Below are 24233 nucleotides of genomic sequence, written 5' to 3'. Positions count from 1 at the left end.
GTCTCACAGTTGGCAACAGTGAGCGCTATGATGCGTGATCAGTTAGCAAATAAAAGATGTGTTCGCCGGACGCTTACCGATATTATGAATTTTAAAAGCGAAAATATGATGAAAAAAACTCTTCCAATTGCATTTAGCCTTTTAATGGCTTTCACTGCATTTAATGCAAATGCAGGTGCTACCTGTGATACTTATTTCAAAGAAATGAACGACCTGGTTAAGCAAGCTGAAGAACAATATAAAGATGAAGCCAATGCAGGTGAACAAATTGCATTAATGAAGTCACAATTAGAGGAAGCGAAAAAAGCCCTTGCTAGCTACCCTGATGATGCACAAGAGCAAGCTTGTAGCCAAGCACTTAAAGCAATTGAGCAAGCCAAAGAAGCAGTTAAAACCCCCTAGATTTGTTCGCTTTTAATAGACAAAAAATAGCCTGCTGAGCAGGCTATTTTATTTTATCTAACCACAAGAACCGAAATCTTAGCATAGGAAACAATCCCAGAAGCATTTGAACCTAATAAATGCGTTGAAATACTTGGATTGCGTGAGCCGATAACAATAAGATCAGCATCAATAGCTTCAGCTTCTGATAAAACTTTGTCTCTTGGTGAACCAAACTCAACCTTATAAGAGATTTTGTCTGATGGATAATCAATTTTTTCAATGATTTCTTTTAACTGTTCTTCTGAACGTTCAAGTGCTTTTTTAGCAAATGAGGACAATAAATCATAATGATAACTGTAGCTCATTGAAAATCTTGAAACATCCGGAACTGAGTGAAATAAGTGAATTTTCGCATCTGAAATTTTTGCTAAATAAATAGCATGTTTTAATGCATTATCTGTTAGTACATCTTCAGATATATCCACAGGAACCAAAATTGTTTTATACATATGATGCCCCTTATTAGTTATGTTTACATTTTTATTCAAGCTGTATTATTGTGTATTTTTACAACTTGGTTATTAGGCGTAGCGGGTGAATATTGTCCTTTTACTCTTCTAAGTATAGTCTTACTACTCTAAAAAAAGCTGTGAAGCCCCTTACTATTACAACAAAAATTATTCTTCTAAATGCCATTTATGCAAAACGCGATGAATAAAAGGAGTTACGATTAATCCAATACTGATAATAAAAACGCTTTGTAAAAATAGACCATAAATAGCAATAAAGAAACGACCTCCTCGTGTAATAGGAGCCGGCTCAATAGCTTGTCCACTCAACATAGACAACGCATTAAGCATTGACTCAACAACTGAGTGACCTTCAATAAAATAAAAACCAACTATACCGGGTAATAAGCCAAGAAAAAAAATCAAAAGTGCGAGTAAATAAAAACGCAAAACTCTCAGAACAAAGTGTTCAACACGCAGTAATTCTTGCGAAAACTTTTCCATATTGACTCAAACTCACCTTGTTATAAGTAAGATCAATTAACTTGAGTACTAAAATTAATTAAATTGGCAATATAAATAATCAAATAACAAAGAACCCACCCGATAAGCAGGTTCTTCTCTAACTATTAACGTACAACCAGTACTGATGTTTCCGCGTAGCGCACTATTCCTGCGGCTGTTGACCCTAAAAGATGAGTTGTAATATTTGGACGACGAGAACCAATAACAATAATATCTGCATTAATGTCTTTTGCTGTATTAATCACTTCATCTCGCGGGGAACCAAACGTTATAGTATAACTAACATCATCATGAGGTAAATCAATTGAATCCATTAACATTTTCATGTCTTCTTCCGCTTTCACCGTCGCACGGTCTTTGATTTCCATGTAACCTAAGGCGTACGCATTAATAATTGCTGAAGAAATGGGTAAAACATGAATAAGATGAATTTTAGCACCGGATTGCTTTGCAAGATTAACCGCGTGACGGACTGCTTTACTGGTTAATTCATCTTCTGTTAAGTCGATAGGGACCAGAATCGTTTTATACATAACCCCTCCTAAAATAGTTAAAATGAAGTTCTACAACAAAATTATAAACAATTACTAATAAATGTCTCTTATCCACAAAGATAAATGAGATCTCTAACTACAAATAAAAACAAGCTATTCCCTTAGCCATGGCGTTACAGTTAAACCAACTAACATACCTTCAGGACTTAATAACCTTGTGACTGTTTGCCCCCAAGGTTCCATTCGGTTATTAACTAATAAGACATAACCTTCTTTAAGGCAAATTTTTGTAATTTTTTCAATGTCTGAAACCTCAAACTCCATCCAGCTTTGCGGGGTAGGTATGTTTTTAGGCCATTCACCTTGACCAAAACACGATTGAGCGGCTTGCTCTATAGGCCAAAGTGCAAAATGTTTGACACCTTCTAGCCCTTCTTGCTCACAAGTTAAATATTGGCTCCCTTCTTCAATTGGTTTTAAAGGTAGCTTTAACAACTCAAGATAAAAAGAGTGACTTTTTTTATAATCTGTAACTATTGGTCCAAATCCTGCAACAAACAATACATCAGAGCTATCTTGTAAATGTATCATCTCGCGTTCCTATAAAGTAATGAGATACTAAAAATTTACTGTTTAATAAAATAGATAATGACTTTTAACATAGAAGATAATTAATCACTGATTGTATTCGCTGTAGATATCATCTTTTCAACCATTCTTTGAGCCTTCAAGCCCTCTTCGCCACTGACCAACGGTTGAGTTTGATTTGAAACAGAATCAATAAAATGGCGAATTGCACCATCAAAGCCGCGTTGAACTAAAATCGAATCCCAATTAGCCGGTTTTCTCTCGCTAATCCCAATGGCATTTTCGTTCCACCAATGGTTCATATTGGTTATTTGGTGAATACTGTCTTCAGCCACCACAATAAGTTGCTCTTGTTGGCTTCCTGCTTTGCGATGCATCGATGTTGTTAGCCAACTTTGGCCAGCTTGCATATGGTGCTCTGCATAAAATAGCTCACCAGCATTTGTGTTATGAATACTACCACTGATTAATTCTACATTTTTTTGCGCTATCCACATTACAGTATCAACAACATGCAAATAATCATCTAATAACGTAAATCTAGCGTCATTCGGCCCTACGCTGTTCATACGGTGCTTATCCATACGAATAGACGTGATATTTTTAATATCCTGTTTAACTGCCAAATAAAATGGCGAGAAGCGGCGGTTAAACCCAACCATTAACATTTTCTGGCGTCGCGCTGCAAACTCAATTAATTGCTCCGATGGTTCAATTAATTCAGTCAATGGCTTATCAACATAGATATGGACGTTTGCCTCTAATAGCCGCTTGATTACTTCAAAATGGCTTTTCGTCGCACTATGAACAAAAATAGCATCACATTGCTGTGCTAGTGCGTCAATATTGCTAAACAGGGGGATTCGATAACTATCACAAACTAATTTTGCCTTTGATTGATTAGGAGAAAAAGCGCCAACTAACTCCCAATTTTCTTCTTTCGTTAAAACCGGTAAATACGCTTTTTGTGCAATAGAACCTAAGCCAACTACACCTAACTTTAATTTTCGCATCGTAAACACGCCTATTAATGATTAATCTGAGCAAGAATAATCTCATTAATATCAATTAAAAAATTTTTTTTGGGGTAATAACGTAATTTTAATTAGAAATAAATATACAACATTTTGTTTTTTATAAATAAAAAACAAAATCAAGTGAAGAATGAGAATGAGTAACTACATAAAAAAAAGGGTTGATTTCTTAAATGAGAATGGTTATCTTTTACCTCGTGAATACTTGAGTAAATCACTCAGGTTTATCACAAACGACATTGCTCACATTGCTTCCAGTTTAGCAGGCCAACTTTATATGTTGGCCTTTTTTTTGTTTAAAATTACACACTATTTTCTGCGTATTGCACTACTAAAGCTCCATGATTTCAAATGCCCAACATACGCTAGACGCTGGGTTGGCATGAAAGTTGGCACATCACCTGTACGCATATGTAATATATCCGCAGGTGTTATCCACGATGAGTTACCTTCAAATAAGGGAATACCTGCATATTTATAAGCATCGAGGACAAACTGTGAACAAAAGAAACCATTAGCTTGGTCTATATCATCGCCTAATTGAACTTTAGCTAAAGTTTTTAAGCAAAAATTACGTATCGTTTCACCAATTAATGGAAGCTCACATACCCTTTTTGTGATCATCCAAGGCGCTATCATCACAATACCTTTATAATTATATTTATTTCCATTATTTTGAACTGAAAACTCGCGTAATTTTTCTGCATGCAATGATGTTAAGCCTGTTTGCCTCAGCACTACCATGTTGTTAGAGTCTCTCACTGCTTGGTCTAATGTAATGATCCTAACGCCACTTCCAACAGACTCAGCTACTTCCCCCAACCCCAAGTAAATAGATGCGTGACTTACCCCACTAATACTAAATAACCGAATTCCCCATGAATTTAACCCTGTAGCAGAAGATAAAAGAATATCGCCTGGCAACATGTCAGAAACCGCCAACGGCTCAACAGAATCCTTGATAGGAATCGTGTTTGCGTGTTGAATATTAAAATTTAAGCGATTAGTTTCTTCATCTGATTTGAATTGAGTTGAACACCCTGAAAGAGAAAAACAAAATAAAAATAGCAGGAAACAATAAAATTTCATTCAATAACACCCGATAGTCATCTTTCTTTTTAGTTTTTAATTAATGAGATAATATCGCTTAATCTATTTTATGACTACTGTTTATTTCTATAATAGAAGAGTTAGAATATTACTCATATGAGTGGTGCATATTGAAATGAGCTAACGTAATCTAATGAAAATTAGTTTTAACAACTTAAATTTAACCCTCTAGTAAACACTAGAGGGTTACATACATTCAATTAACTAATAACATATTCTGGGTAAAAAACGGTTACTGAATGATATGTCTTCTTTTCTGTCGCTTTATTCTTTTGTACTGCAACTGTAGTATTATCTTTAGAACCAAGCGAAACACGTATGTTTTTTTTAGAGCGACTTAATTTATAAGGCATACCTAATAAACGACGTGCATTATTATTACTAACCATTATCGACTCCTTAAACTACTAAATTAAAATTCATTAAAAAATGAACATCAAAAAATATAGTCATCGTTGACCACAAAGGCTTTTTGTTTCATAAAATGACAAAACAAAATGTAACTCTTTTAGTATAGCACTAAATCACCAATATATAATCCAGTTTTATTTATTAATTTCCATCAGTTATCATTTTGCTGGTTACAGCTCTTCATAAAACAATCAAATCATAGTGCGTTAAAAATATTAGCATACGTCGTTCCCTACTCTAGTGGTGAAGCAGGACTCGAGCATTTATCTTTCCAAATTTGGTTAACCTGTTCAGGCAATAATATTTCATGTCCTCCATCAATAAATGGAATTGAAATATCCATGCGACCTTCATCATTAGTATAAGCTTTAACAATAAAACGCTTAAATCCGTCAGGCTTATCATTTTTATATCGATAAACCTCCCCACAAACATAACCTACCTTACCATTATCTGCAGTGTAACGAGAAAAATGATATTCAATATTTCTAAACTTTGCTGCTTGTGGGTACGCTAGAACGTCATAAACATTCTTTTTCACTTGCTCAACTAAACTTAATTGAGTTGGTTTCATATATAGTGCTCCTAACAAAAATGCAGCACCAAAAATGAGTATCACAATGATTACTTTGAAAAAATTCATTTTTATTCTCGCCATATATGACCAACTTTATAGAAATAATATTTTTTACGATGATAACCAGATATCAATTAAAATCCATCTTTAAAACGTAAATGTTCTTATATTTATCCTTTTTTAATTTAAAATATGTTAAATATAAAAACCCTTCAAAAAGTAATGTTAAGTTGTGTTTAATATTACAACTGTTTTTTACTTTTAATCATCTAGAAAATTTTTCTCATACTATTGTGTTCTTTTAGAAACTATCAGTATAGTAAGGAAAACATTACAATAATAGGAACTAAAAAATGAAAACAATAGGCCTTATTGGCGGCATGAGTTGGGAATCAACGTTACTTTACTATCAACAGCTTAACGAAGGTATCAAACAACAACTAGGTGGCCTGCATTCGGCTAAAATTGTTTTATATAGCGTTGATTTTTCTGAAATAGAACAATATCAATCTAGCGGGCGATGGGATTTAGCCGGCCAGTGTTTAGCTGATGCAGGAGAGAGTTTAAAGCTTGCAGGTGCTGATTTCCTTGTTCTTTGCACAAATACCATGCATAAAGTTGCACCACAAATTGAATCTCAAACAGGTCTTCCTTTATTACATATTGCTGATGCGACGGGTGAACGCATTATACAATCAGGTATAAAAAAAATTGGACTCCTAGGTACCGCTTTTACTATGGAGCAACCCTTCTATAAGCAAAGATTAATTGAAAAATTTAACGTGGATGTACTAATACCTAACCAGCAAGATAGGAAAATAGTTCATGATATTATCTATAATGAACTATGTTTAGGGATAATAAATGACAAATCTAAAAAAGAATATCAGCGTATAATGGCATCCCTTGTGGAAAACGGGGCTGAAGGTATTATTTTAGGCTGTACCGAGATAACATTACTAGTTAATCAGAATGATACGACCGTAGGAATATTTGATACTACTGCCATTCATACTCAAAAAACAGTAGAAGTCGCACTATCTGTTTAACCAACATTAAATCCTTTCTTTAGTAACTATTGTTAAATATAGCCATTGTTAAAGAATAGTATCAAAATTAACATATTATCTAGTGCAAAATTTCATTTAATACTATTAAAAAGAATTTTGCACCCATTAAACTTCATATTTAGATCATAATGTATAATAATATCTTTCCCTGTTGTTAATTATACTTGAGCTAATCTTATAAATATCATTTATACTTATTCACCTTACTTCATCCATCTTAAATTTACAGATTATTACCCATTGAATATTAATTTTCATCTAAGATAATAAAAAAATTTATTATCGAATTGACAATGGATCACTATGAATAAAAATAATGTTGGTAATGCCGTGTTGGGCAAATTTATTAAACAAAAACGTATAGAGCATCAAATTACGACAAAAAAAATGGCAGAATTAATATCTATCTCTGAAAAGTCATACATAAAATATGAAGATGGGAGTCTTTCCATATTCATTGAACATCTTATGGTAATATCTAACACATTGAATGTAGATGTTAAAACATTATTTGATACCTACGTCAACGCACAACCATGTACATAAGTATATTTCACTATCGTGCAAATTATGTTTTACATTGAAAGAGTAAGGTATAGGCCTCGACAAGCAAAAATAAGCTAGATAACATACAAACATAACTTCAACACGAGATAAGAAATCACTATGAGCCAATCAAAAGCGGAGAAACCTCCCTTCTAATAACAGTAACATTAACTTATTAGAAGGGAAAATTATGAATTATACTAAATTTAATATAGAGACATGGTTACGTAGAGAACATTACAATATTTACGAAAAAACCATAAATTGTGGGTTTAGTTTAACAACTAAGATAGATATCACAAACCTAAAAAAATATATAGATTCAAATGGTTATGAATTTCATCCATCAGTGATTTATTTATTATCACGGGTAGTTAATACCTATAAAGAATTTAGGTTTGCAAAAAAAAATGATGAACTAATTTTATGGGATGAAGTGCACCCTAGTTTTACTATCTTCCACAAAGATACCGAAACTTTTTCTTCATTATGGTGCAAGTATTCTTCAGAAATAACAACATTTATGGAGAACTACCACCAGCAATTAACGTTGCATAAAGATAATCTCGATTTGCACCCTCAGCCACAGCAAGTTGAAAATGTCTTCTATGTGTCATCTTTGCCTTGGGTTTCATTCGACAGTTTTAATCTAAATATTGCAGATATTACTAATGTTTTTACCCCGATTTTCACTATGGGAAAATACTATAGTGAGAATAATAAAATGTGGCTTCCTCTAGCTGTACAAGTGCATCATGCAGTTTGTGATGGCTTCCATGTAGGTCAGTTTTTAACTACTTTACAAAAGCTATGTGACGAATTAACCCATTAGCCTAGATTACTCTCAGTCATGAAGGAAGCTAGCCTTCCTTCATTTATAGGAAATTAACCTCGTTAAATGGATACTCTCATCATCTTTAATTCAAAAACAATAAGCTTATGTAAATGGCATCCCCAATAGCGTCACTTTGAATAAGATATTCCGTTGGAGTAATCACCATTTTAATGGTGTTGGCGAGTAAAGAAAAAATCAATTCAATAGGATCAGTTGCAGGCATGTTTCCTCCATATTTTTCTATACATTAAGTTCTCATTGGCGCTTATACAATAAGATAAAGGCTATAGCGAAGACACTATCCCCTAACAGATTTTCATCTTTTGATAAATCTCACTGATTAAAATTTAAGCATAGAATAATCATAACTTAAAAAACTGGGCCATTACCTATGGTAAGCTCCATTATATTAAATAATTATCAACCGAGGCTCTAGTTGGTACTCTTTACCTCAAAGATTTATAATACGTTCTGTAATTAAAGATATTAATTTCGATGTATCAACGTCAGTAATAATTTTGCATTTAGCTTCATTATACTTAGCTTTTGGGTCATGATTAATGGAGGTAGATGTGTAAGCAAAACTATGACCGAATAATTTATTAGACTCATATTCGATAGTAATTGAACCGTCAATACCTGAAAAAATTTCAGGTTTAATGAGGTATGCAATAACGCAGGGATCATGGAGAAATGGGTCAAACTCTGCATATCTTCGACACATTTCTGCAACAGTCTGAGCGATAAGGCCACCTTTTTCCAAAGGATTGCACAAACCAGCCCTTATATCAGCCTTACTTGTTACATCCAAACCAAGCATAGTAATATGGCGTGCACTATCAAAAACGATATGAGCAGCATGAGGATCCACATAAAAATTAAACTCAGCAGCTGGCGTTATATTCCCCTGTGTAAATGCAGCTCCGCCCATGACTACAATGTCTTTTACATTATCAACTAATTTTGGTTCTTTGATGATAGCGACTGCTATATTAGTAAGAGATGCTATTGTGCATAATGTTATTTCACCTGGATTTGACATTACCGTATCAATAATAAAATCTACGGCGTGACCAGAATAATTTGGATAATCTGATGCGGGAAGCAATACTCCAGCTAGACCATCAGTACCATGAACATGAGTTTTACTCCCACTTTTGGACATTAGTGGACGCTCACAACCTTTCGCTAGAGGAATATCCTGCCTATTTGCTAACGCAAGTAATTGTCGTGCATTATTGTGAACCTTTTCTAATTCTACATTACCTGCAACTGTGGTTATGCCTATTAATTCTATTTCTGGAGAAGCTAAGGCTAAAAAAATAGCCACAGCATCATCTACACCAGGATCACAATCAATTATTATTTTGTTCATTCTATTACTCCTTGATTTATATGTTATACAAAAATACCAACAATAGTCGCTGATAAACAACTGACTAAAGTTGAGCCAACAATCAATCTAAAACTATTTGATGCAATCATTTTTCCATGTTCTCGGCTTATACTTGTAACGCAACCGATAATCATTCCGATAGAGCCAAAATTTGCAAATGATATTAAAAATACGGACATAATTGCATCCGTTCGTGGTGTAATGCTTGTTAATTTCATATAGTCAATCATAGCAACAAACTCATTCGATAAAATTTTAGTCGCAATAATTGTTCCAAAAGTAACACTTTCATCCCATGAACTACCCAAAATGAAAGCTAAAGGTGAAAAAATATAACCAAGAATTCCTTGAAAACTAATTCCTAAAATATTTAAAAAAACATCATTCAGCATACTAATTAAGGCGACAAAACCGATAATTATGGGAACAATTGCAAGAATAAGCTTAAAGGCATCCTGCATGTGATCTGTCAACACCTCAAAAAATGAGCCCCTTTCACCTTTATTTGCCCCCAAAGGACAAGTTGTGATATTTGTGGGTTCACTTGGATTAATAATAGAAACAATAATAAAAGTACTAAAAAAATTGAGACTAACACCAATAAAAACATAGCGTGGCTCAACCATTTGTGTATATGCGCCTAGCAATGCAATATCTACTGTTGAGACAGTACATGCAGCAATAGTATACATCTGTGCTTTAGATAACCTTGGAATGTAATCTTTAATTGATACATAAGCAGGCATCATTCCGACTATCACAGCGCTAATAGCGGCAAAAGACTCTAATTTTCCAACTTTAGATATTTTGTTAATTAGAAAGCCTATAGTATTAATAATTAAATCTAGCGCACCGATATATTTAAATATTCCAATTATAGAGCAAATAAAAATCAAAGGTAAAAGAGCTACAACAACAAAAACCATAGAAGTTTTACTGCTTATATCTCCAAAAACAAAATCAATCCCCTTATTAGCATAATTAATTATATAATGAATACCTGATGCTATACCGTCAAGAGTAGCAAGCCCAATGGTAGTATTTAGCATGGTAGACGCGACAATAATCTCCAATGTTAACAATGTTAGTATCGATGGAAGTTTATGTTTTATGTTTTTTTTACTAAAACTAAGCAAATATGCTATAAGAAAAACAAAAATTAGACTAAAAAAGAATATAAGGTATTTCATAAATATCACCATGTTAATAGATTTTAATTATGATTAGTTGATTTAATGTCTCCTTAACCCACTAATTAAAAGCAAAAAAATAATTTTTAATTTCAATATATATGACCTTGCTTAAAAGGTACGATTTTAAGCATTTACATTCAATTTATAATTATATTTATAGTTCAAGCGCCAAACACCCAGGAACATAATAATTCAAATAAACTCTCATAGTTTGTATTTTTAAACATATAATTCTTAAAATGTGAATCATGTCGCACTTGCAAGCCATACTTAAAATAAAGCTTTTTCTTTTCACAAATAACTCAGAGCGTTAGTTATCTTATAATTTTTTCAATATCTTATTGTTATTAAGCGTTAATTTCTAATGGTCCTACAATTATACATTCACTCTATCTCGCTCTCTTTACCACTGCACTGGAAAACTTGCTAAGTTTAAATAGAAGAATATGTTCTATCTAAATATTATAAACATAGGCTTTATAATGCCCATATAATTCTTACCGTGATTAACAATTTATTAAGTTACTAAAATTTCTAGTGACTACTAAAAATATAAAATAGCCAGTGGGATAAATATTTATTACTTATCTACCCTGCTTATACTAAATAAGAATAAGAAAGACTCAATACAGCTATATTATTTTAGCTCAAAAATATATACTTTAGCCCCTAAAAAATGGAAAGTAATAATTGAAAAATTTATTGGTTCTGTATCTAGGCATAAAAACAATAGTATTGTTAACTCACATCTGAATAAGGCAGCTATAATTAGATTTTCTGACCTAAAACTTGCAGATGTCATGATGAAAAAGCTCAAATACTCAAGGGACATTGGGTTTCATGCACGAAAATTTATATTGCAGTAAATACGTTAAAACACTCAATATTATTAATGAAGAAACACACGAATGCTTAGTGATTTTGGTTGATACATCATTGCAGGCTAAAATATCATCAGAGCACTTGAAAGTTTAAATCAGCTTCCACCGGAGGCATATCGTCAACAGTTAGAAAACTCTATGTTTGTGTGTCTCTATTAAAGTGGGGTGGACACCAATTTTCACCTATTTTACCGAACTGGTATCACTCTTCCCTCATGTTCTGCTATCATGAGCCTCTTTTTATAACTCTCGCTGATTAGGCTTTAAGCATAAAACAATAATAATTTAAAAACCAAATGTACAATTATCCATCAGCAACATAAACCCCAGTAGCAGAACCTATAGAATGACGACCAATAAAGAACAGTACAACTTAAATAAGTTGCAAAAAAGAATTCGCCGCGATGTTGGCCAAGCAATCGCTGACTTTAATATGATAGAAGACGGTGACCGGATAATGGTTTGCTTATCTGGAGGTAAAGATAGTTACACACTACTTTCCATCCTGCAAAGCTTACAAAAAAGTGCCCCAATCCAGTTCTCATTAATTGCGGTTAATTTAGATCAAAAGCAACCCGGGTTCCCTGAGCATATTTTACCTGCATACCTTAATAAACTTGGTGTAGAGTACAAAATTGTTGAAGAAAACACCTATGGGATCGTAAAAGAAAAAATTCCTGAAGGAAAAACAACCTGTTCACTGTGCTCGCGTTTACGTCGTGGGATTTTATATCGTACAGCTACTGAACTAGGTGCAACTAAAATTGCTCTTGGTCACCACCGTGATGATATTTTACAGACTATGTTCTTGAATATGTTTTACGGTGGTAAGTTAAAAGGTATGCCTCCTAAATTGATGAGTGATGACGGAAAACACATTGTCATTCGCCCGCTCGCTTACTGTCGAGAAAAAGATATAGAGCGCTTTGCGCAGGCTAAAGAGTTTCCAATTATTCCATGTAACCTATGTGGTTCTCAGCCAAACCTGCAACGTCAAGTTATTAAAGAGATGCTACGTGATTGGGATAAGCGCTATCCCGGCCGTATCGAAACAATGTTCCGTGCTACTCAAAATATTGTACCGTCTCATTTATGTGATACCGAATTATTTGACTTCAAAAATATTTCTCATGGAGATGAAGTTATCAATGGCGGAGATCTTGCGTTTGACAAAGAGGAGCTACCGCTTCAAACTTTTATAGATGAAGATGATAAGCCCGACTTTACAGCAGAACGCCTTGATATTATTGAAGTTAAATAAACATTTATTGATAACCTCCTCGTATGGAGGTTATTTTTGCTCGGATTAGATGCAAAAAAAAAGCCGATGTAAAATACATCGGCATTACAGTGGTCAATTATTCTGTATAAGAACTCAATATGAGAAAAACTACAATTATGGAGCACAACGTTCATCGCTCAACGTTGCATTCACCTGCAGGACTAATACTGCACTAAAACCTCAGTAGTTTTATTGATTTATCTCAAACTAGGTCCGGTTATCGCAAATAAGTCATCAATATTAGAGCCATCGGCTTTTTCTTAACCACCACAAAACGGTTCCAATTAAAACGGCTAATAAAACACAAAATACACTAAAGGCAAAACGGAACTCATTACCAGGGATCCCGCCTAAATTCACACCAAACAGCCCCGTTAAAAAAGTTGTTGGTAGGAATATCATGGCCATTAATGACATTGTATAAATGCGCCGATTCATCATCTCAGTCATCATATTCGTTATCTCGTCAGAAATAATCGCTGTACGTGCAATAAAACCATCGAGATCTTCAATACAACGTCCTAATCGGTCAGAAATCTCTTGAATTCGACGACGATTGGTTTCATCTAACCAAAGCAATTTTTCTGTTGTTAAACGGGAAAACATATCTCGCTGTGGAGCCATATAACGGCGTATCACAATAATTTGTTTACGAAGTAATGCTAATTCCCCTCTCTCAGGAATTTGGCTATTTAATATGAAATCTTCCATATCAATTAAACGCTCATGCAAAGAATCCGTAAAATCACTTATTTCATCTGTAATAGAATCAGCAACCTCAACTAACCAGTCACCTGTACTTTGGGCCCCGACTCCCTGCTTTAAATCATCAATAATAGAATCTAAGGAATTTACTTTTCGATGACGACTAGAAATAATTATCCGATTATTAATAAATACCCTAAACGCAACTAATTGCTCAGGCCGCTGGCCAGCATTGGTATTTAATGTTTGCAATGTTAATAAAATACCATCGCCAACACGAATCAATCGCCAACGTCCTGAATGCCCAGATAAAGCAGACTTAACTTGGTCATTAAAGAGATCTGATTGCTGAATCCAATTAAAACTTTGTGGGTCCTTATAATCATAATGAAGCCAAAACGGTGATTGCTGGTTTGCGCTAGCATTCACGTCAATAGGAAGTAACCCACCGTCTCCATTTAACTGAAATGCATGTACAGGATTTGAATTTTGGAATAAAGAACCATAAATCAGTCCCATGCAATATCTCCCTTTTATAATCAATACGGTATTTTTAGTCGAATAGTGACATATTTGTCATTATTTCAAGAATCGTTCTCACGATACATAAAATAACAAAAAAAAGATTGAGATTAATATCTCATAAAAACAGACAATTTCCCATAAATCACAAAATATCGCCATTTTTGCTAAATAACACTACATAATTGACACAAACGAGCAATAAAGTTCATGATGATTTTTTTATTATGAAAAGGTAGTGTTTATTCCTTTTTTGGTCCTCCTTCCCATTCTCCAGAGGAAGGAGCTTTTTTTCTTTCCTTTAGAAAAAGCAGCCCGTACCTTGCACAGGCTGTATCCTATTTTAATGTTTAATGATATAAAAACTGTGGCTATAAGCGACATCTTCGGGGTTGTTTATCGGGTACCCCTTCAGCCAAGGCTTAATTAAGCGTGCATTGGTATATTGGTAAATAGGCGCGATTGGAGCTTCTTTTGCAATGATTGCTTCCGCATTATTATAATAACGGTTGCGTAATTGTGCATTCGTTTCAATACTCGCCGACTCAATAACGCTATCATATGCAGGGTTATTAAATTTTGGTATATTGCCAGTATGTTGAGATGTAAGCAGAGACAAGAATGTTGAAGGCTCATTAAAATCACCTATCCATGATGCACGTATAACATCAAAATTTCCTGTATTGCGGCTATCTATATAAGTTTTCCATTCTTGATTAACTAATTTGACTTCAGCGCCTAATTTTTTCTTCCACATAGAAGCAATTGCAATCGCAATTTTCTGATGATTTTCTGAACTGTTGTACAACAATGTTAATTCTAATGGGTGATTTGGACCAAAACCTGCTTGCTGTAATAACACTTTTGCTTGCTGGTCTAATTCTTTTTGTGTGTAGCTATTGTAAAGCCCTTTTTCAGGTTTAAAGCCATCGGTGACATCGGGAGTAAAATAATTTGCAGGTTTTTCCCCTGTACCTAATACCTTGTTAGCAATTAATTGGCGGTCAATCGCCATGGATAAGGCTTTTCTAACACGAACGTCATCCGTCGGTGCGCGTTGGGTATTAAATGCATAGTAATAGGTCCCTAATTGGTCTGGTGTAAAGACTTCATTAGGAATATCTTTCAATAATTTTTGATAGCGTTGTTTTGGAAATGATTCGGTAATATCCAAGTCTCCTGCTAAATAACGATTAGTTGCATGAGACTCTTGGTTAATTGGGACAAAAGTAACTTTAGTTATCACCGTATTTTGATGATCCCAATAATTTTTATTTGGAACTAAAACAATTTTTTCATTAACCACTCTGTCAGATAAAACAAAAGCGCCATTTCCGACTAAATTACCTACTTTTATCCAGTCATTACCAAACTTTTCAACGGTTCCTTGGTGAACAGGAAATAAACTAAAATTAGCTGCTAATGAAGGGAAATAAGGTACTGGTTTATTTAAAGTAATCTTTAATGTATGCGTATCAACCGCTTCAACACCTAGCTGTTCAACAGGCAGTTTTCCATCAATAATACCTTGCGCATTGTTAATACCTGCTAATGCTGCAAACCAAGCAAATGGTGATGATGTTACCGGTGAAACCAGTCGTTGCCAGCTATAAACAAAATCTTGAGCCGTGACAGGGTCACCATTCGACCAGCGAGCATCGGCCCTCAGTGTAAATGTCCAAATCCGGTTATCTGTTGTATTCCAATTTTGGGCTACACCTGGGATAGGCTTTCCATGGTCATCCTGGTTAACAAGCCCTTCAAATAAATCACGCATGACTTGCGCTTCCGTTAACCCCACTGATTTTACCGGGTCCAAAGAAGCGGGCTCGTCTTTTAAATGACGCGTAACTTCTTGGTTTTCAGCTAAAACAGTGCCAGTGGGTATCACCGCACTAATAGCTTGTGTAGTAAAAAAAACTGAAGAAATCAAAACAGCTAAAGATGTGAATGAATGTTTATGCATTTTATTTTCTATCTTGTTAGTATAAATAAAGTTAACTAAAAGCCTAGTTAAATGATTTCAAGTGAAGGTGCTATTGTTAGCAATATTACTGCATTTACGTCTTAAGTTTCATTTAGGTAAATTAATTATTGAAACATATTTCCGTATATCCATAAAAAACAATAGATTATAGAGCAAAAACTCACTCAGTTTAGATAATATCAAACAGCGATACACTTGAGTTATTCTGTAGTTTATCTTAATTTATCATATGCTTTCATATTTCAGAAATCTACATTTCTCTTGTAATCAATTGATTTACCTATCTAAATATACACAAACTAATACTCGCATTATACAATAATAGCTATGCCCATATCCTTATCATTTTTCTGATCAGTAAATAATGACCAAAGAAATCAATACAGACAGATTTCCTTTTGTTACACTCCATAAGGCAATTTAAAAAGGTGCATAACAGAAAACGCAAGCATTGAAAAAGCTTAGTTGTTATATAATGATAATGCACCATACCCTAATAAAAAGTATGTAATATTACCTTACTTTGCCCCATGTAGAACTCAAAGTAAGTGATAAGGTTTCTGTATAAAATTTGGTCATTAGTAGAATGTAAAACTCAGCACTGTATAACTACTCATTAAAAAACCTTTAATCGCAAAGATTTTTTATTAGAAGTTAGATTAAGTTAACAGTGAATCACTTTATGAACGGGAGAAAAATTCATGTCGCAAACAGTTAAATTAAAAGGTAATGACATCACAGTTAATGGTGTTTTTTTACAAGCGGGTTCAAAAGCTAAGCCCCTTACCCTTGTCACCAAAGATCTCAGCGAAGCAACGCTGGAAACTTATGAAGGTAAAAGAAAAGTTTTAAATATTTTTCCAAGTGTAGACACTGGCGTATGCGCGGCATCAGTTCGCAAATTTAATAAGCTCGCAAACGAGTTGGACAACACGGTTGTGTTATGCATTTCTGCTGACCTGCCTTTCGCACAAGCACGTTTTTGTGGTGCAGAAGGTTTAGATAATGTCGTTATGCTATCTTCTTTCCGTAGTGATTCATTTGCTAATGACTATGGTGTTGCTATCGCTAGTGGTCCATTAAAAGGCTTAAATGCACGTTCCGTTGTTGTCTTAGATGAAAATAATAACGTTATTTATAGCCAATTAGTTTCTGAAACTACTGAAGAACCTGATTACGACAGTGCATTAAACAGCCTTAAATAAGCTTTTTATATCATTTAACTCACTGTAATTAGTAATGAAGCGGGAATTTCCCGCTTCATTACTCAATATAAAAACCACACTAATCTACGTGAGCCCAGTACAATGGCTGGTGGTTCTTCGCATTAACAACATTCGCAAATAACTTATTGTCACTCATTATAGAGATCAAAGTATGAGAAAGCGTACTCAATACTTTTAAGGCTTGATCCTGAGTGACAGGGCAACAAGATGTCAAAATATCAATAATAAGGTCTCGAGGCTTATGGCCATTTTTCACCAATGCCTCCCACGTGAAACGATTTTTCTTCGTTAAATATTTTACTGCGGCTTTATTCATCAGATAAAGTTCGGCAGCTGAGGCAGCAGACTCAAACATATCATTTTTATAATGACTCTGGCTCATGTATTCGCGTAGCTTACGATTTACAATGAAATTAATAGTGAATTGGTCCATGGCAACTCCTTGTAGGCTGAAACCCATCAGATGAGATTACGATACCCTAAAACAGTAGCTGTCTTTGTTATATAGCAGGAAAATTCACCAATTAGCAATAGTATTAGTAAGGTTTTGCCATACTAAACACGAGCTAAAAAAGATACGTCTTTAAAATAACATTGAATTAGTGCCCTATTATCATAGATTTTACCGACTGTTCGTACTACAACATCTCGGCAATACTTATTCAAACCGTGGGTCGGTATTGTCGTTGCAATGCCAGAACCACTAAAAAACAAACCTATTGCTGTTAACACATAGGTTATTGTTTTGTTCATTTAAATTAGTTTTGCTCTTTTTTCGTATTGAGACCATATTCTCTCAATTTATTGGCAATTGCCGTATGAGAAATATCCAAGCGTTTAGCTAATTTACGGGTGCTCGGGTAATCACGATACAAGCGCGCTAATACTGACGCTTCATAGCGTTTAGTAATTTCATCTAGCGAACCATTGAGCGAATCTAAAGCCAGTGCGGGAGGATTTACTACATCAGGTAATTGGATATTCTCTGCTTCCAATATATTGTCATTAAGTTGAGTTAACCCTTGATAAAGGGCATTTCTCAGTTGCCTTACATTACCCGGCCAATAATAACTGCTTAAAAATTCGATTAGCGAAGGCGCCAATTTAGGCTCTGCAATATGAAGCTCTTTGGAAAAACTGGCTACAAATGTCTTGGTTAGCGGTAGAATATCTTCTTTACGTTCACGTAATGGAGGGATGGTTAATGTGAGTACATTTAAACGATAATAAAGGTCCTCTCTGAATTTTTTTTCTGCCACCAATTCAGGTAGATTTTTCTGTGTTGCACAAATTACACGGACATTAACCTTAACTTCTCGTTCCTCGCCAACACGCCTAAATGTTCCATCATTTAAAAAACGTAATAACTTAATTTGCATTTGAGGTGACATTTCAGCAATTTCATCAAGCAATACTGTTCCGCCATTTGCTTGTTCAAAAAAACCTTTTTTACCTTCAACTGCATTTGGATACGCCCCTGCTGCATAACCAAATAATTCACTTTCTACGACATCATCCGGCATCGAAGCACAATTTAAACCTAAAAACGGTTCTTTTCCTCGCGCACTATGCAAATGACAAGCTTTCGCTAAGATATCCTTCCCAGTCCCTGTTTCACCAACGAGTAATAATGGCTCATCCAGCATCGCAACACGTTTAGCCCGTTCAACCACATTTGCCATGACAGGGCTAACAGCAATAATTTGTTCAAAACCACTGCCATCTACCTCAATAACTTGTTTACGTTGCTTATCTAAAATTTCAGCCGATTTCAACAGCAACACAGCTCCTGTACAATGGAGTTTACCATTTTCATCTGCCAAAATAATAGGAGTCACTTGCATCAAATAGTCTTGGCCTTTAATGACGACTTTCTCTGTATAAGCTTCTGGTGACTCTCGTTCAAACCAACGTACCAGCCCTTGGCTACCGACTAACTGAGAAAAGGTTTTTTTTCGAATTTTTGCCTCATCATAACCAAATAATTGCAATGTCATTGGGTTAACCAACTCAATATTTAGCTTATTATCAATGGACAAAACAGGTTCTGGAAATGAGTTTAATAGCGCCCAAACAGCTTTATGCTCTCTTTCTGAAGGCATAAAATAAATTCGGCGAACATCAATAACACCATTGATACGCCGTATTTCTGCCATCAATGTGCTGAACACCTGAAAATCCACAGGTGTAAAATTTAGGTAAATCCTGCGTTGAGGAGATATTTCAATACCTTTTAAATCAATATTTTGTAGGACCAAAAGATCAAGTAATTCACGCGTTAAACCGATACGGTCTTGGCAGGTCACTTCGAGGCGCATGGATAGGAACCTTCATCAAAAAAGCCGAGAGAATAAAGGTATTTTAGCCTTAAACATTAAGGGAATACAGTGTTTGTGTCACAAATTGTTGACAGTTTGTAAGCTTCATAGGTATCAACAAATAAAATCACTGCTTTCCTTAATTTTTTAAGGCTTGAAATAACAATAAGCATATTAATCAACAAATGATGCTGCTGAGTGAGTGAAAACTGTCAACTCACCCTGCCAGCGATATTTCTTTACGCTTTATCTTTTTTACTGGGAATAACATTCTTTAATTGGCCAATTAGCTGATGACGAAAATCGGCTAAACGAGGCTTGTTTTCAATCCAAGGCAGTGGTCGGCATAATTCCATCGCCTTAATACCTAAACGTGCAGTTAACAAACCCGCACCAATACCTTGTGCTGCACGTGTTGATAACCGTGCGGTAATGTCTTGAGATAACCAATCCATCCCCACTTCACGAATTAATTCAGATGCACCTGCAAAGGCAATATTAATGAGCACCATACGAAATAGCCGAATTCGGCTGTAATAACCGAGTTCAATACCATAGATTGCCGCGATCCGATTAATTAGACGAATATTTCGCCAAGCAATAAATGCCATATCCACCAGTGCTAACGGGCTCACTGCAATCATAATGGCCGATTCAGCGGAACAACGACTAATTTCTTTACGAGCTTGTTCATCAAGAATGGGCTGAACCATTCGACTATATAATTCAACAACTTCTCTATCATTATGAGAATCATGGAGAGTGGCTTGCCAATTAACAATCGCAGGATGTTGCATTGATAACGCAGATTGTTTTGCCAATTTTTCACAAAAAACCTTTCCTTGCCCCATTCCATGACTGTGCAATAATTCGCGAGCAAAGTCTCGTTCCTCTGCTCGTTCTCTTAAGCGATACAACCGCCGCCATTCACCAACGACTGACCCTACACCCGCCACAACAATTAAACCACCCGCAGCAGCAACACCTAACGCAGTCCAATCTTGTGTTACCCATGATTGGTGGATCCAAACGCCCAGTTGAGCAACGACACTGATCCCAAAAATTCCCGCAGCCGTGCCAACTAATTTTCTCCAAAAACTCCGTTTTGGTTTTAACGCTTCGTTAATCAGGCTTTCAACCTCACCCTCTTGGCTATCTTGTTCTGCTTCCAAAGAAACTGGAGTGAATTTTTCGAGTTCTCGTTCATCAAAAACTTGGGCTTTTTTCAGCGATTCTTTCGTATCATTTTCACTACTTTCAGCGAAATCTAAACGCTGTTTTAAAGGTTCATTCATTTCAGTTTATCTCCCAACAAAAATTCAAGCGCACTGTCCATACGAATATGTGGCAATGGTTGATCCATTGGCGTTGGCCTTGGTCTGAAATCTTCAAATTGAAAACCTTGAGTTTGCCAGAATTGCTCATTTGGCAACCGTTTTGGGACTTCACCAGGATAAAACATTAGCGGTTGTCCATCACTTAACCGATTCCCTTTTAACGCAGGTAATTTTTCACCTTTATAATCCACAAGGCCACTTTCGGTTGCTTGTATTGATGCTAAACCAACACAATCCATGCTGATCCCTTCAAATGCAGCATGCTGCCATGCCTCTTGCACTAATTGTTGCAATAAAGCCACTAAATTTGCATGCTGGTCTGGTGTTACATGGTCTGACTTGCTCGCCGCAAAGAGTAATTTATCAATACAAGGTGAAAATAAACGCCTCAATAATGTGCGTTTACCATAATGAAAACTACGCATTAATTGAGTTAACGCCATTCTCATATCATTAAATGCATCAACACCACTATTTAACGGTTGCAAACAATCAACTAAAACAATTTGTCGGTCAAAACGTTGGAAATAATCACGATAAAAACCCTTTACAACATGCTCACAATAATATTGATAGCGTTGCTGTAATGCGCCAATATTGGTGTTTTTTCCTGCCTGTGCGAGCTTTTTATCACCATATTTGGCTACATTCGGCCATGGGAAAAATTGGAGTGCGGGTGCTCCTGCTAATTCAGCCGGTAAAACGAAACGACCTGGTTGAATAAAATGTTGCCCTTGGGCCTTGCATTCAACTAAATACTGGGTGTAGGCAGCAGCAATTTCAGCCAGCAAATTTTCGTCAACAGGCGCTAAAGGGTCACATTTTTCACACAATGTCAGCCATGGTTGGGCTAAATGTGCACGCTCTCCCTTTATTAAGGTGTTCATTTGTTCAGACCATGCTAGATAATTTAAATCTAGCATGGGTAAATCCAACAACCATTCGCCGGGATAATCCACAATCTCTAAATATAATGATGAGTTATCGACAAAATGGCGCAAAAAAGAGTCTTCTGAACGGTAATGCAATTTAAGGCGTATTTCACTGACCCCCCGTGTTGGTGTTGGCCATTGCGGTGGTTCCCCATAAAGGGATGCAATACCTTCATCATACGCAAAGCGTGGTACTGACAAATCACGGTGAGGTATCCGTTTCACCCCTAACAACCGCTTATCACGCGCGGCAGAAAATAAAGGGAGCCGTGCGCCCGCATTCACATTCAATAATTGGTTCACCAGTGAAGTAATAAATGCGGTTTTTCCACTACGGCTAAGCCCTGTTACTGCGAGCCTAACATGACGATCAACACTTCTATTCATCAAATCAGTTAATTCACTGTGCAGTCGTTTCATGCTCCTCCCAAGACTTATCCTTTCAATTTAAACTCATTTTACGTCATATTGCGTTCTATAATTTAGCATAAAACAAATTGTATTAGGTTAACCGTTTAATTAGTACATTAAGCAACCATTTACTTGTCAATAACTTAATAAGTTTACCTATGAACCCTGCTGGGCCATACGTCATGAGCAACACTGCGGCTAATCGAATACCTTTTCGTAGCAAAAGTTTCTTTGCAAATTTTTTAATTCGATAACGAACGTTGTTTGCCATATTTCACTCACTTTTTTATCAAAAACAAAAGGGATTTGGTTTTGAAACCTAATCCCTTATCATGTGATGGCGATACGATTTATTATAGATTTCGAAATTTACTGTTCACTGTATAAGTATCTGACGTAACGTATCTTTCAATCTGGCGTAGCTTCATTTCACCTGATTTTAATTGTGTATCGATTTGGTTAATAAGACTACTGACTTCTGGGCCAATATCTTGCTGTGAACGGTAGCCACTTGGTGCCGTTTCTACGACAAAGCACATCACGATATACAAAATCAAAGTAATACCAAAACTGACAAATAGAGCCAATACGGCTAATGCTCTAACCAAAGCAACTGGAAGTTCTAAATACTCAGCAATACCCGAACACACACCACCGAACACACGTCTATCCGTTAAACGGTAAAGTTTGCGGTTGCGAAATTGAGTCATTATTTTTGCCTCCAATTTGGGTGTTCTGCATCCAAAATATCTTCAAGCGTTTTAATGCGTTGCTGCATCTGTGATGCTTGTTCTGCTAATTGCATCAAACGTTGTACTTCATTTTCAGTTAGCTGACTCCCCTGCCCACTGTTTTTTTTGCTGTAATGTAGCCACAGCCAAATAGGCAGAATAAAAATGAGAAAAATGATTAATACGAGAGACAGAAAAACGTAGCCCATCACATATCCTTATACATATGGTTAACCTATCTATGGCACTGATACGATATTACTAACGTACCAGTGCATCAAAATAACTGTTACTGATCTTTATTGATTTTAGCTTTAAGTGCCGCTAATTGCGCACTTATTTCGTCGTCTGCTTTTAACTCTGCAAACTGTTGATCCAGTGATTTTTGTTTCCCAATACCATAACTTTGGGCTTCACCTTCCATATGGTCTATACGGCGCTCAAACTGTTCAAAACGCGCCATTGCTTCATCCAGTTTGCCGCTATCCAGCTGACGACGTACATTACGACTAGATTGTGCGGCTTCCATACGAACAACCATTGATTGCTGTTTCGCACGAGTTTCTTGCAGTTTGTTTTCTAATTCAGTGATTTCACCTTTCAAGCGAGTCAAGGTTTCATCAACAATAATCAGCTCGTGTTTTAAGGTATCGACCATTGCACTCACTTTTTGCTTTTCAATCAGTGCCGCACGCGCTAAATCTTCTTTATCTTTCACCAGCGCTAATTCTGCTTTTTCTTGCCAATCAGCAACTTGTTTTTCGCCCATCTCAATGCGACGTTCTAAACCTTTCTTTTCTGCTAAAGTACGTGCTGATGTTGACCGGATTTCAACTAACATATCTTCCATTTCTTGAATCATCAGACGGATCATTTTTTGCGGATCTTCTGCTTTGTCTAACAAAGAAGCGATGTTTGCATTAATGATATCGGCAAAACGTGAAAAAATACCCATTGTTTATATCCCCTTGATGGATTTAATCATTCTGTAGCGCCTCGACCTGATTTGGCTTCCAACCCATACCTGACGCTCCGTAAGTCTAACAACAATTCGCATGTTGCTGTATTTAGCTACTGCTGTTACATATTTTAAATAGCAATTGGCGTGCCAACTTTTAAATTAATTCATATTGATATGATTTTAAAGAGAATAATTATAAGCTTCCCCTGTAAATCATTTTAGTCTATAGTTCAAATACAGGCATTTTAAACCAACTATTGGCGAAAAA

General features: G+C 35.6%; 26 protein-coding genes. 6 read left to right on the top strand and 20 right to left on the bottom strand.

Annotated features, from left to right (window positions below):
- A partial coding sequence (locus tag SJ312_RS03270; RefSeq protein WP_319866921.1) for a DUF5339 domain-containing protein occupies window positions 1-402 on the top strand: 402 nt, incomplete at its 5' end.
- A gap of 53 nt (window positions 403-455) precedes the next feature.
- On the opposite strand, the gene SJ312_RS03265 is transcribed toward SJ312_RS03270, so the two are convergent.
- From SJ312_RS03265 to SJ312_RS03230, 8 genes are all read right to left on the bottom strand, one after another.
- Complete coding sequence (locus tag SJ312_RS03265) at window positions 456-893, bottom strand: universal stress protein (RefSeq protein WP_004263984.1); 438 nt, start codon at window positions 891-893, stop codon at window positions 456-458.
- A gap of 168 nt (window positions 894-1061) precedes the next feature.
- Window positions 1062-1397, bottom strand: a complete 336-nt coding sequence (locus SJ312_RS03260) for a hypothetical protein (protein ID WP_004263981.1) — start codon at window positions 1395-1397, stop codon at window positions 1062-1064.
- Window positions 1398-1522: 125 nt separating this feature from the next.
- On the bottom strand, window positions 1523-1951 hold the full coding sequence (locus tag SJ312_RS03255) for a universal stress protein (protein ID WP_004263978.1): 429 nt from the start codon (window positions 1949-1951) through the stop codon (window positions 1523-1525).
- Window positions 1952-2065: 114 nt separating this feature from the next.
- On the bottom strand, window positions 2066-2503 hold the full coding sequence (locus tag SJ312_RS03250) for a hypothetical protein (protein WP_004263976.1): 438 nt from the start codon (window positions 2501-2503) through the stop codon (window positions 2066-2068).
- Window positions 2504-2583: 80 nt separating this feature from the next.
- A complete protein-coding gene (locus SJ312_RS03245) occupies window positions 2584-3513 on the bottom strand; it encodes a Gfo/Idh/MocA family protein (RefSeq protein ID WP_094961782.1) in 930 nt (309 codons plus the stop codon).
- A gap of 330 nt (window positions 3514-3843) precedes the next feature.
- Entirely contained in the window at window positions 3844-4623 is a 780-nt protein-coding gene (locus SJ312_RS03240) for a YaeF family permuted papain-like enzyme (protein ID WP_004263971.1), read from the bottom strand.
- Window positions 4624-4844: 221 nt separating this feature from the next.
- Window positions 4845-5033 carry a stationary-phase-induced ribosome-associated protein gene (gene sra / locus SJ312_RS03235; protein ID WP_004263968.1) on the bottom strand — a complete coding sequence of 63 codons (189 nt, stop codon included), beginning with the start codon at window positions 5031-5033 and terminating at the stop codon, window positions 4845-4847.
- A gap of 254 nt (window positions 5034-5287) precedes the next feature.
- Complete coding sequence (locus tag SJ312_RS03230) at window positions 5288-5629, bottom strand: hypothetical protein (protein WP_175427121.1); 342 nt, start codon at window positions 5627-5629, stop codon at window positions 5288-5290.
- Window positions 5630-5985: 356 nt separating this feature from the next.
- Between SJ312_RS03230 and SJ312_RS03225 the strand changes: the two genes are divergently transcribed.
- From SJ312_RS03225 to catA, 3 genes are all read left to right on the top strand, one after another.
- Window positions 5986-6681 (top strand): aspartate/glutamate racemase family protein, encoded by a 696-nt coding sequence (locus SJ312_RS03225; RefSeq protein ID WP_094961781.1) that lies wholly within the window; start codon window positions 5986-5988, stop codon window positions 6679-6681.
- Between the two features lie 324 nt (window positions 6682-7005).
- On the top strand, window positions 7006-7248 hold the full coding sequence (locus tag SJ312_RS03220) for a helix-turn-helix domain-containing protein (protein ID WP_004263957.1): 243 nt from the start codon (window positions 7006-7008) through the stop codon (window positions 7246-7248).
- A 190-nt stretch (window positions 7249-7438) separates the two neighbouring features.
- Complete coding sequence (gene catA, locus SJ312_RS03215) at window positions 7439-8080, top strand: type A chloramphenicol O-acetyltransferase (protein ID WP_094961780.1); 642 nt, start codon at window positions 7439-7441, stop codon at window positions 8078-8080.
- Between the two features lie 85 nt (window positions 8081-8165).
- Here catA and SJ312_RS03210 read toward each other — a convergent pair whose 3' ends face one another.
- The 3 genes from SJ312_RS03210 to SJ312_RS03200 form a co-directional block, all read right to left on the bottom strand.
- The gene (locus tag SJ312_RS03210; protein ID WP_004263953.1) at window positions 8166-8306 is read right to left on the bottom strand and encodes a hypothetical protein; all 141 of its coding nucleotides are present in this window, start codon (window positions 8304-8306) and stop codon (window positions 8166-8168) included.
- 228 nt (window positions 8307-8534) lie between these two features.
- Window positions 8535-9458 (bottom strand): nucleoside hydrolase, encoded by a 924-nt coding sequence (locus SJ312_RS03205; RefSeq protein WP_094961779.1) that lies wholly within the window; start codon window positions 9456-9458, stop codon window positions 8535-8537.
- A gap of 23 nt (window positions 9459-9481) precedes the next feature.
- Window positions 9482-10669, bottom strand: a complete 1188-nt coding sequence (locus SJ312_RS03200) for a NupC/NupG family nucleoside CNT transporter (protein ID WP_231135955.1) — start codon at window positions 10667-10669, stop codon at window positions 9482-9484.
- A 1230-nt stretch (window positions 10670-11899) separates the two neighbouring features.
- Between SJ312_RS03200 and ttcA the strand changes: the two genes are divergently transcribed.
- Window positions 11900-12814, top strand: coding sequence for a tRNA 2-thiocytidine(32) synthetase TtcA (ttcA, locus tag SJ312_RS03195; RefSeq protein WP_110591628.1), 915 nt, complete (start codon window positions 11900-11902; stop codon window positions 12812-12814).
- Window positions 12815-13075: 261 nt separating this feature from the next.
- On the opposite strand, the gene zntB is transcribed toward ttcA, so the two are convergent.
- Complete coding sequence (gene zntB / locus SJ312_RS03190; protein ID WP_004263941.1) at window positions 13076-14059, bottom strand: zinc transporter ZntB; 984 nt, start codon at window positions 14057-14059, stop codon at window positions 13076-13078.
- Window positions 14060-14405: 346 nt separating this feature from the next.
- A complete protein-coding gene (locus tag SJ312_RS03185) occupies window positions 14406-16028 on the bottom strand; it encodes a peptide ABC transporter substrate-binding protein (protein ID WP_110591627.1) in 1623 nt (540 codons plus the stop codon).
- Window positions 16029-16750: 722 nt separating this feature from the next.
- On the opposite strand from SJ312_RS03185, the gene tpx reads away from it, so the two are divergent.
- Complete coding sequence (gene tpx, locus SJ312_RS03180; protein ID WP_004263934.1) at window positions 16751-17254, top strand: thiol peroxidase; 504 nt, start codon at window positions 16751-16753, stop codon at window positions 17252-17254.
- Window positions 17255-17333: 79 nt separating this feature from the next.
- Here the strand turns inward: tpx and SJ312_RS03175 are convergent, their stop codons facing one another.
- From SJ312_RS03175 to pspA, 7 genes are all read right to left on the bottom strand, one after another.
- The gene (locus SJ312_RS03175; RefSeq protein ID WP_094961776.1) at window positions 17334-17708 is read right to left on the bottom strand and encodes an ATP-binding protein; all 375 of its coding nucleotides are present in this window, start codon (window positions 17706-17708) and stop codon (window positions 17334-17336) included.
- 325 nt (window positions 17709-18033) lie between these two features.
- Complete coding sequence (gene tyrR / locus SJ312_RS03170; RefSeq protein ID WP_319866917.1) at window positions 18034-19593, bottom strand: transcriptional regulator TyrR; 1560 nt, start codon at window positions 19591-19593, stop codon at window positions 18034-18036.
- A 239-nt stretch (window positions 19594-19832) separates the two neighbouring features.
- Window positions 19833-20888, bottom strand: coding sequence for a YcjF family protein (locus tag SJ312_RS03165; protein ID WP_110591625.1), 1056 nt, complete (start codon window positions 20886-20888; stop codon window positions 19833-19835).
- On the bottom strand, window positions 20885-22282 hold the full coding sequence (locus SJ312_RS03160; RefSeq protein ID WP_110591624.1) for a YcjX family protein: 1398 nt from the start codon (window positions 22280-22282) through the stop codon (window positions 20885-20887). The genes SJ312_RS03165 and SJ312_RS03160 overlap by 4 nt, the downstream gene beginning before the upstream one ends.
- A 344-nt stretch (window positions 22283-22626) precedes the next feature.
- Window positions 22627-22983 carry an envelope stress response membrane protein PspC gene (gene pspC, locus SJ312_RS03155; RefSeq protein ID WP_004263899.1) on the bottom strand — a complete coding sequence of 119 codons (357 nt, stop codon included), beginning with the start codon at window positions 22981-22983 and terminating at the stop codon, window positions 22627-22629.
- A complete protein-coding gene (gene pspB / locus SJ312_RS03150) occupies window positions 22983-23213 on the bottom strand; it encodes an envelope stress response membrane protein PspB (RefSeq protein ID WP_004263897.1) in 231 nt (76 codons plus the stop codon). The genes pspC and pspB overlap by 1 nt, the downstream gene beginning before the upstream one ends.
- Before the next feature lie 80 nt (window positions 23214-23293).
- Entirely contained in the window at window positions 23294-23959 is a 666-nt protein-coding gene (gene pspA, locus SJ312_RS03145) for a phage shock protein PspA (RefSeq protein ID WP_004263893.1), read from the bottom strand.
- Window positions 23960-24233: the final 274 nt, after the last annotated feature.

The organism is Providencia sp. CIM-Carb-044, assembly GCF_033901115.1.
In the GTDB taxonomy this organism is placed as follows: Bacteria; Pseudomonadota; Gammaproteobacteria; order Enterobacterales; family Enterobacteriaceae; genus Providencia; species Providencia hangzhouensis.
Note: the sequence above shows the minus strand (reverse complement) of the source record. Positions and strands in the feature narration are given on the sequence as shown.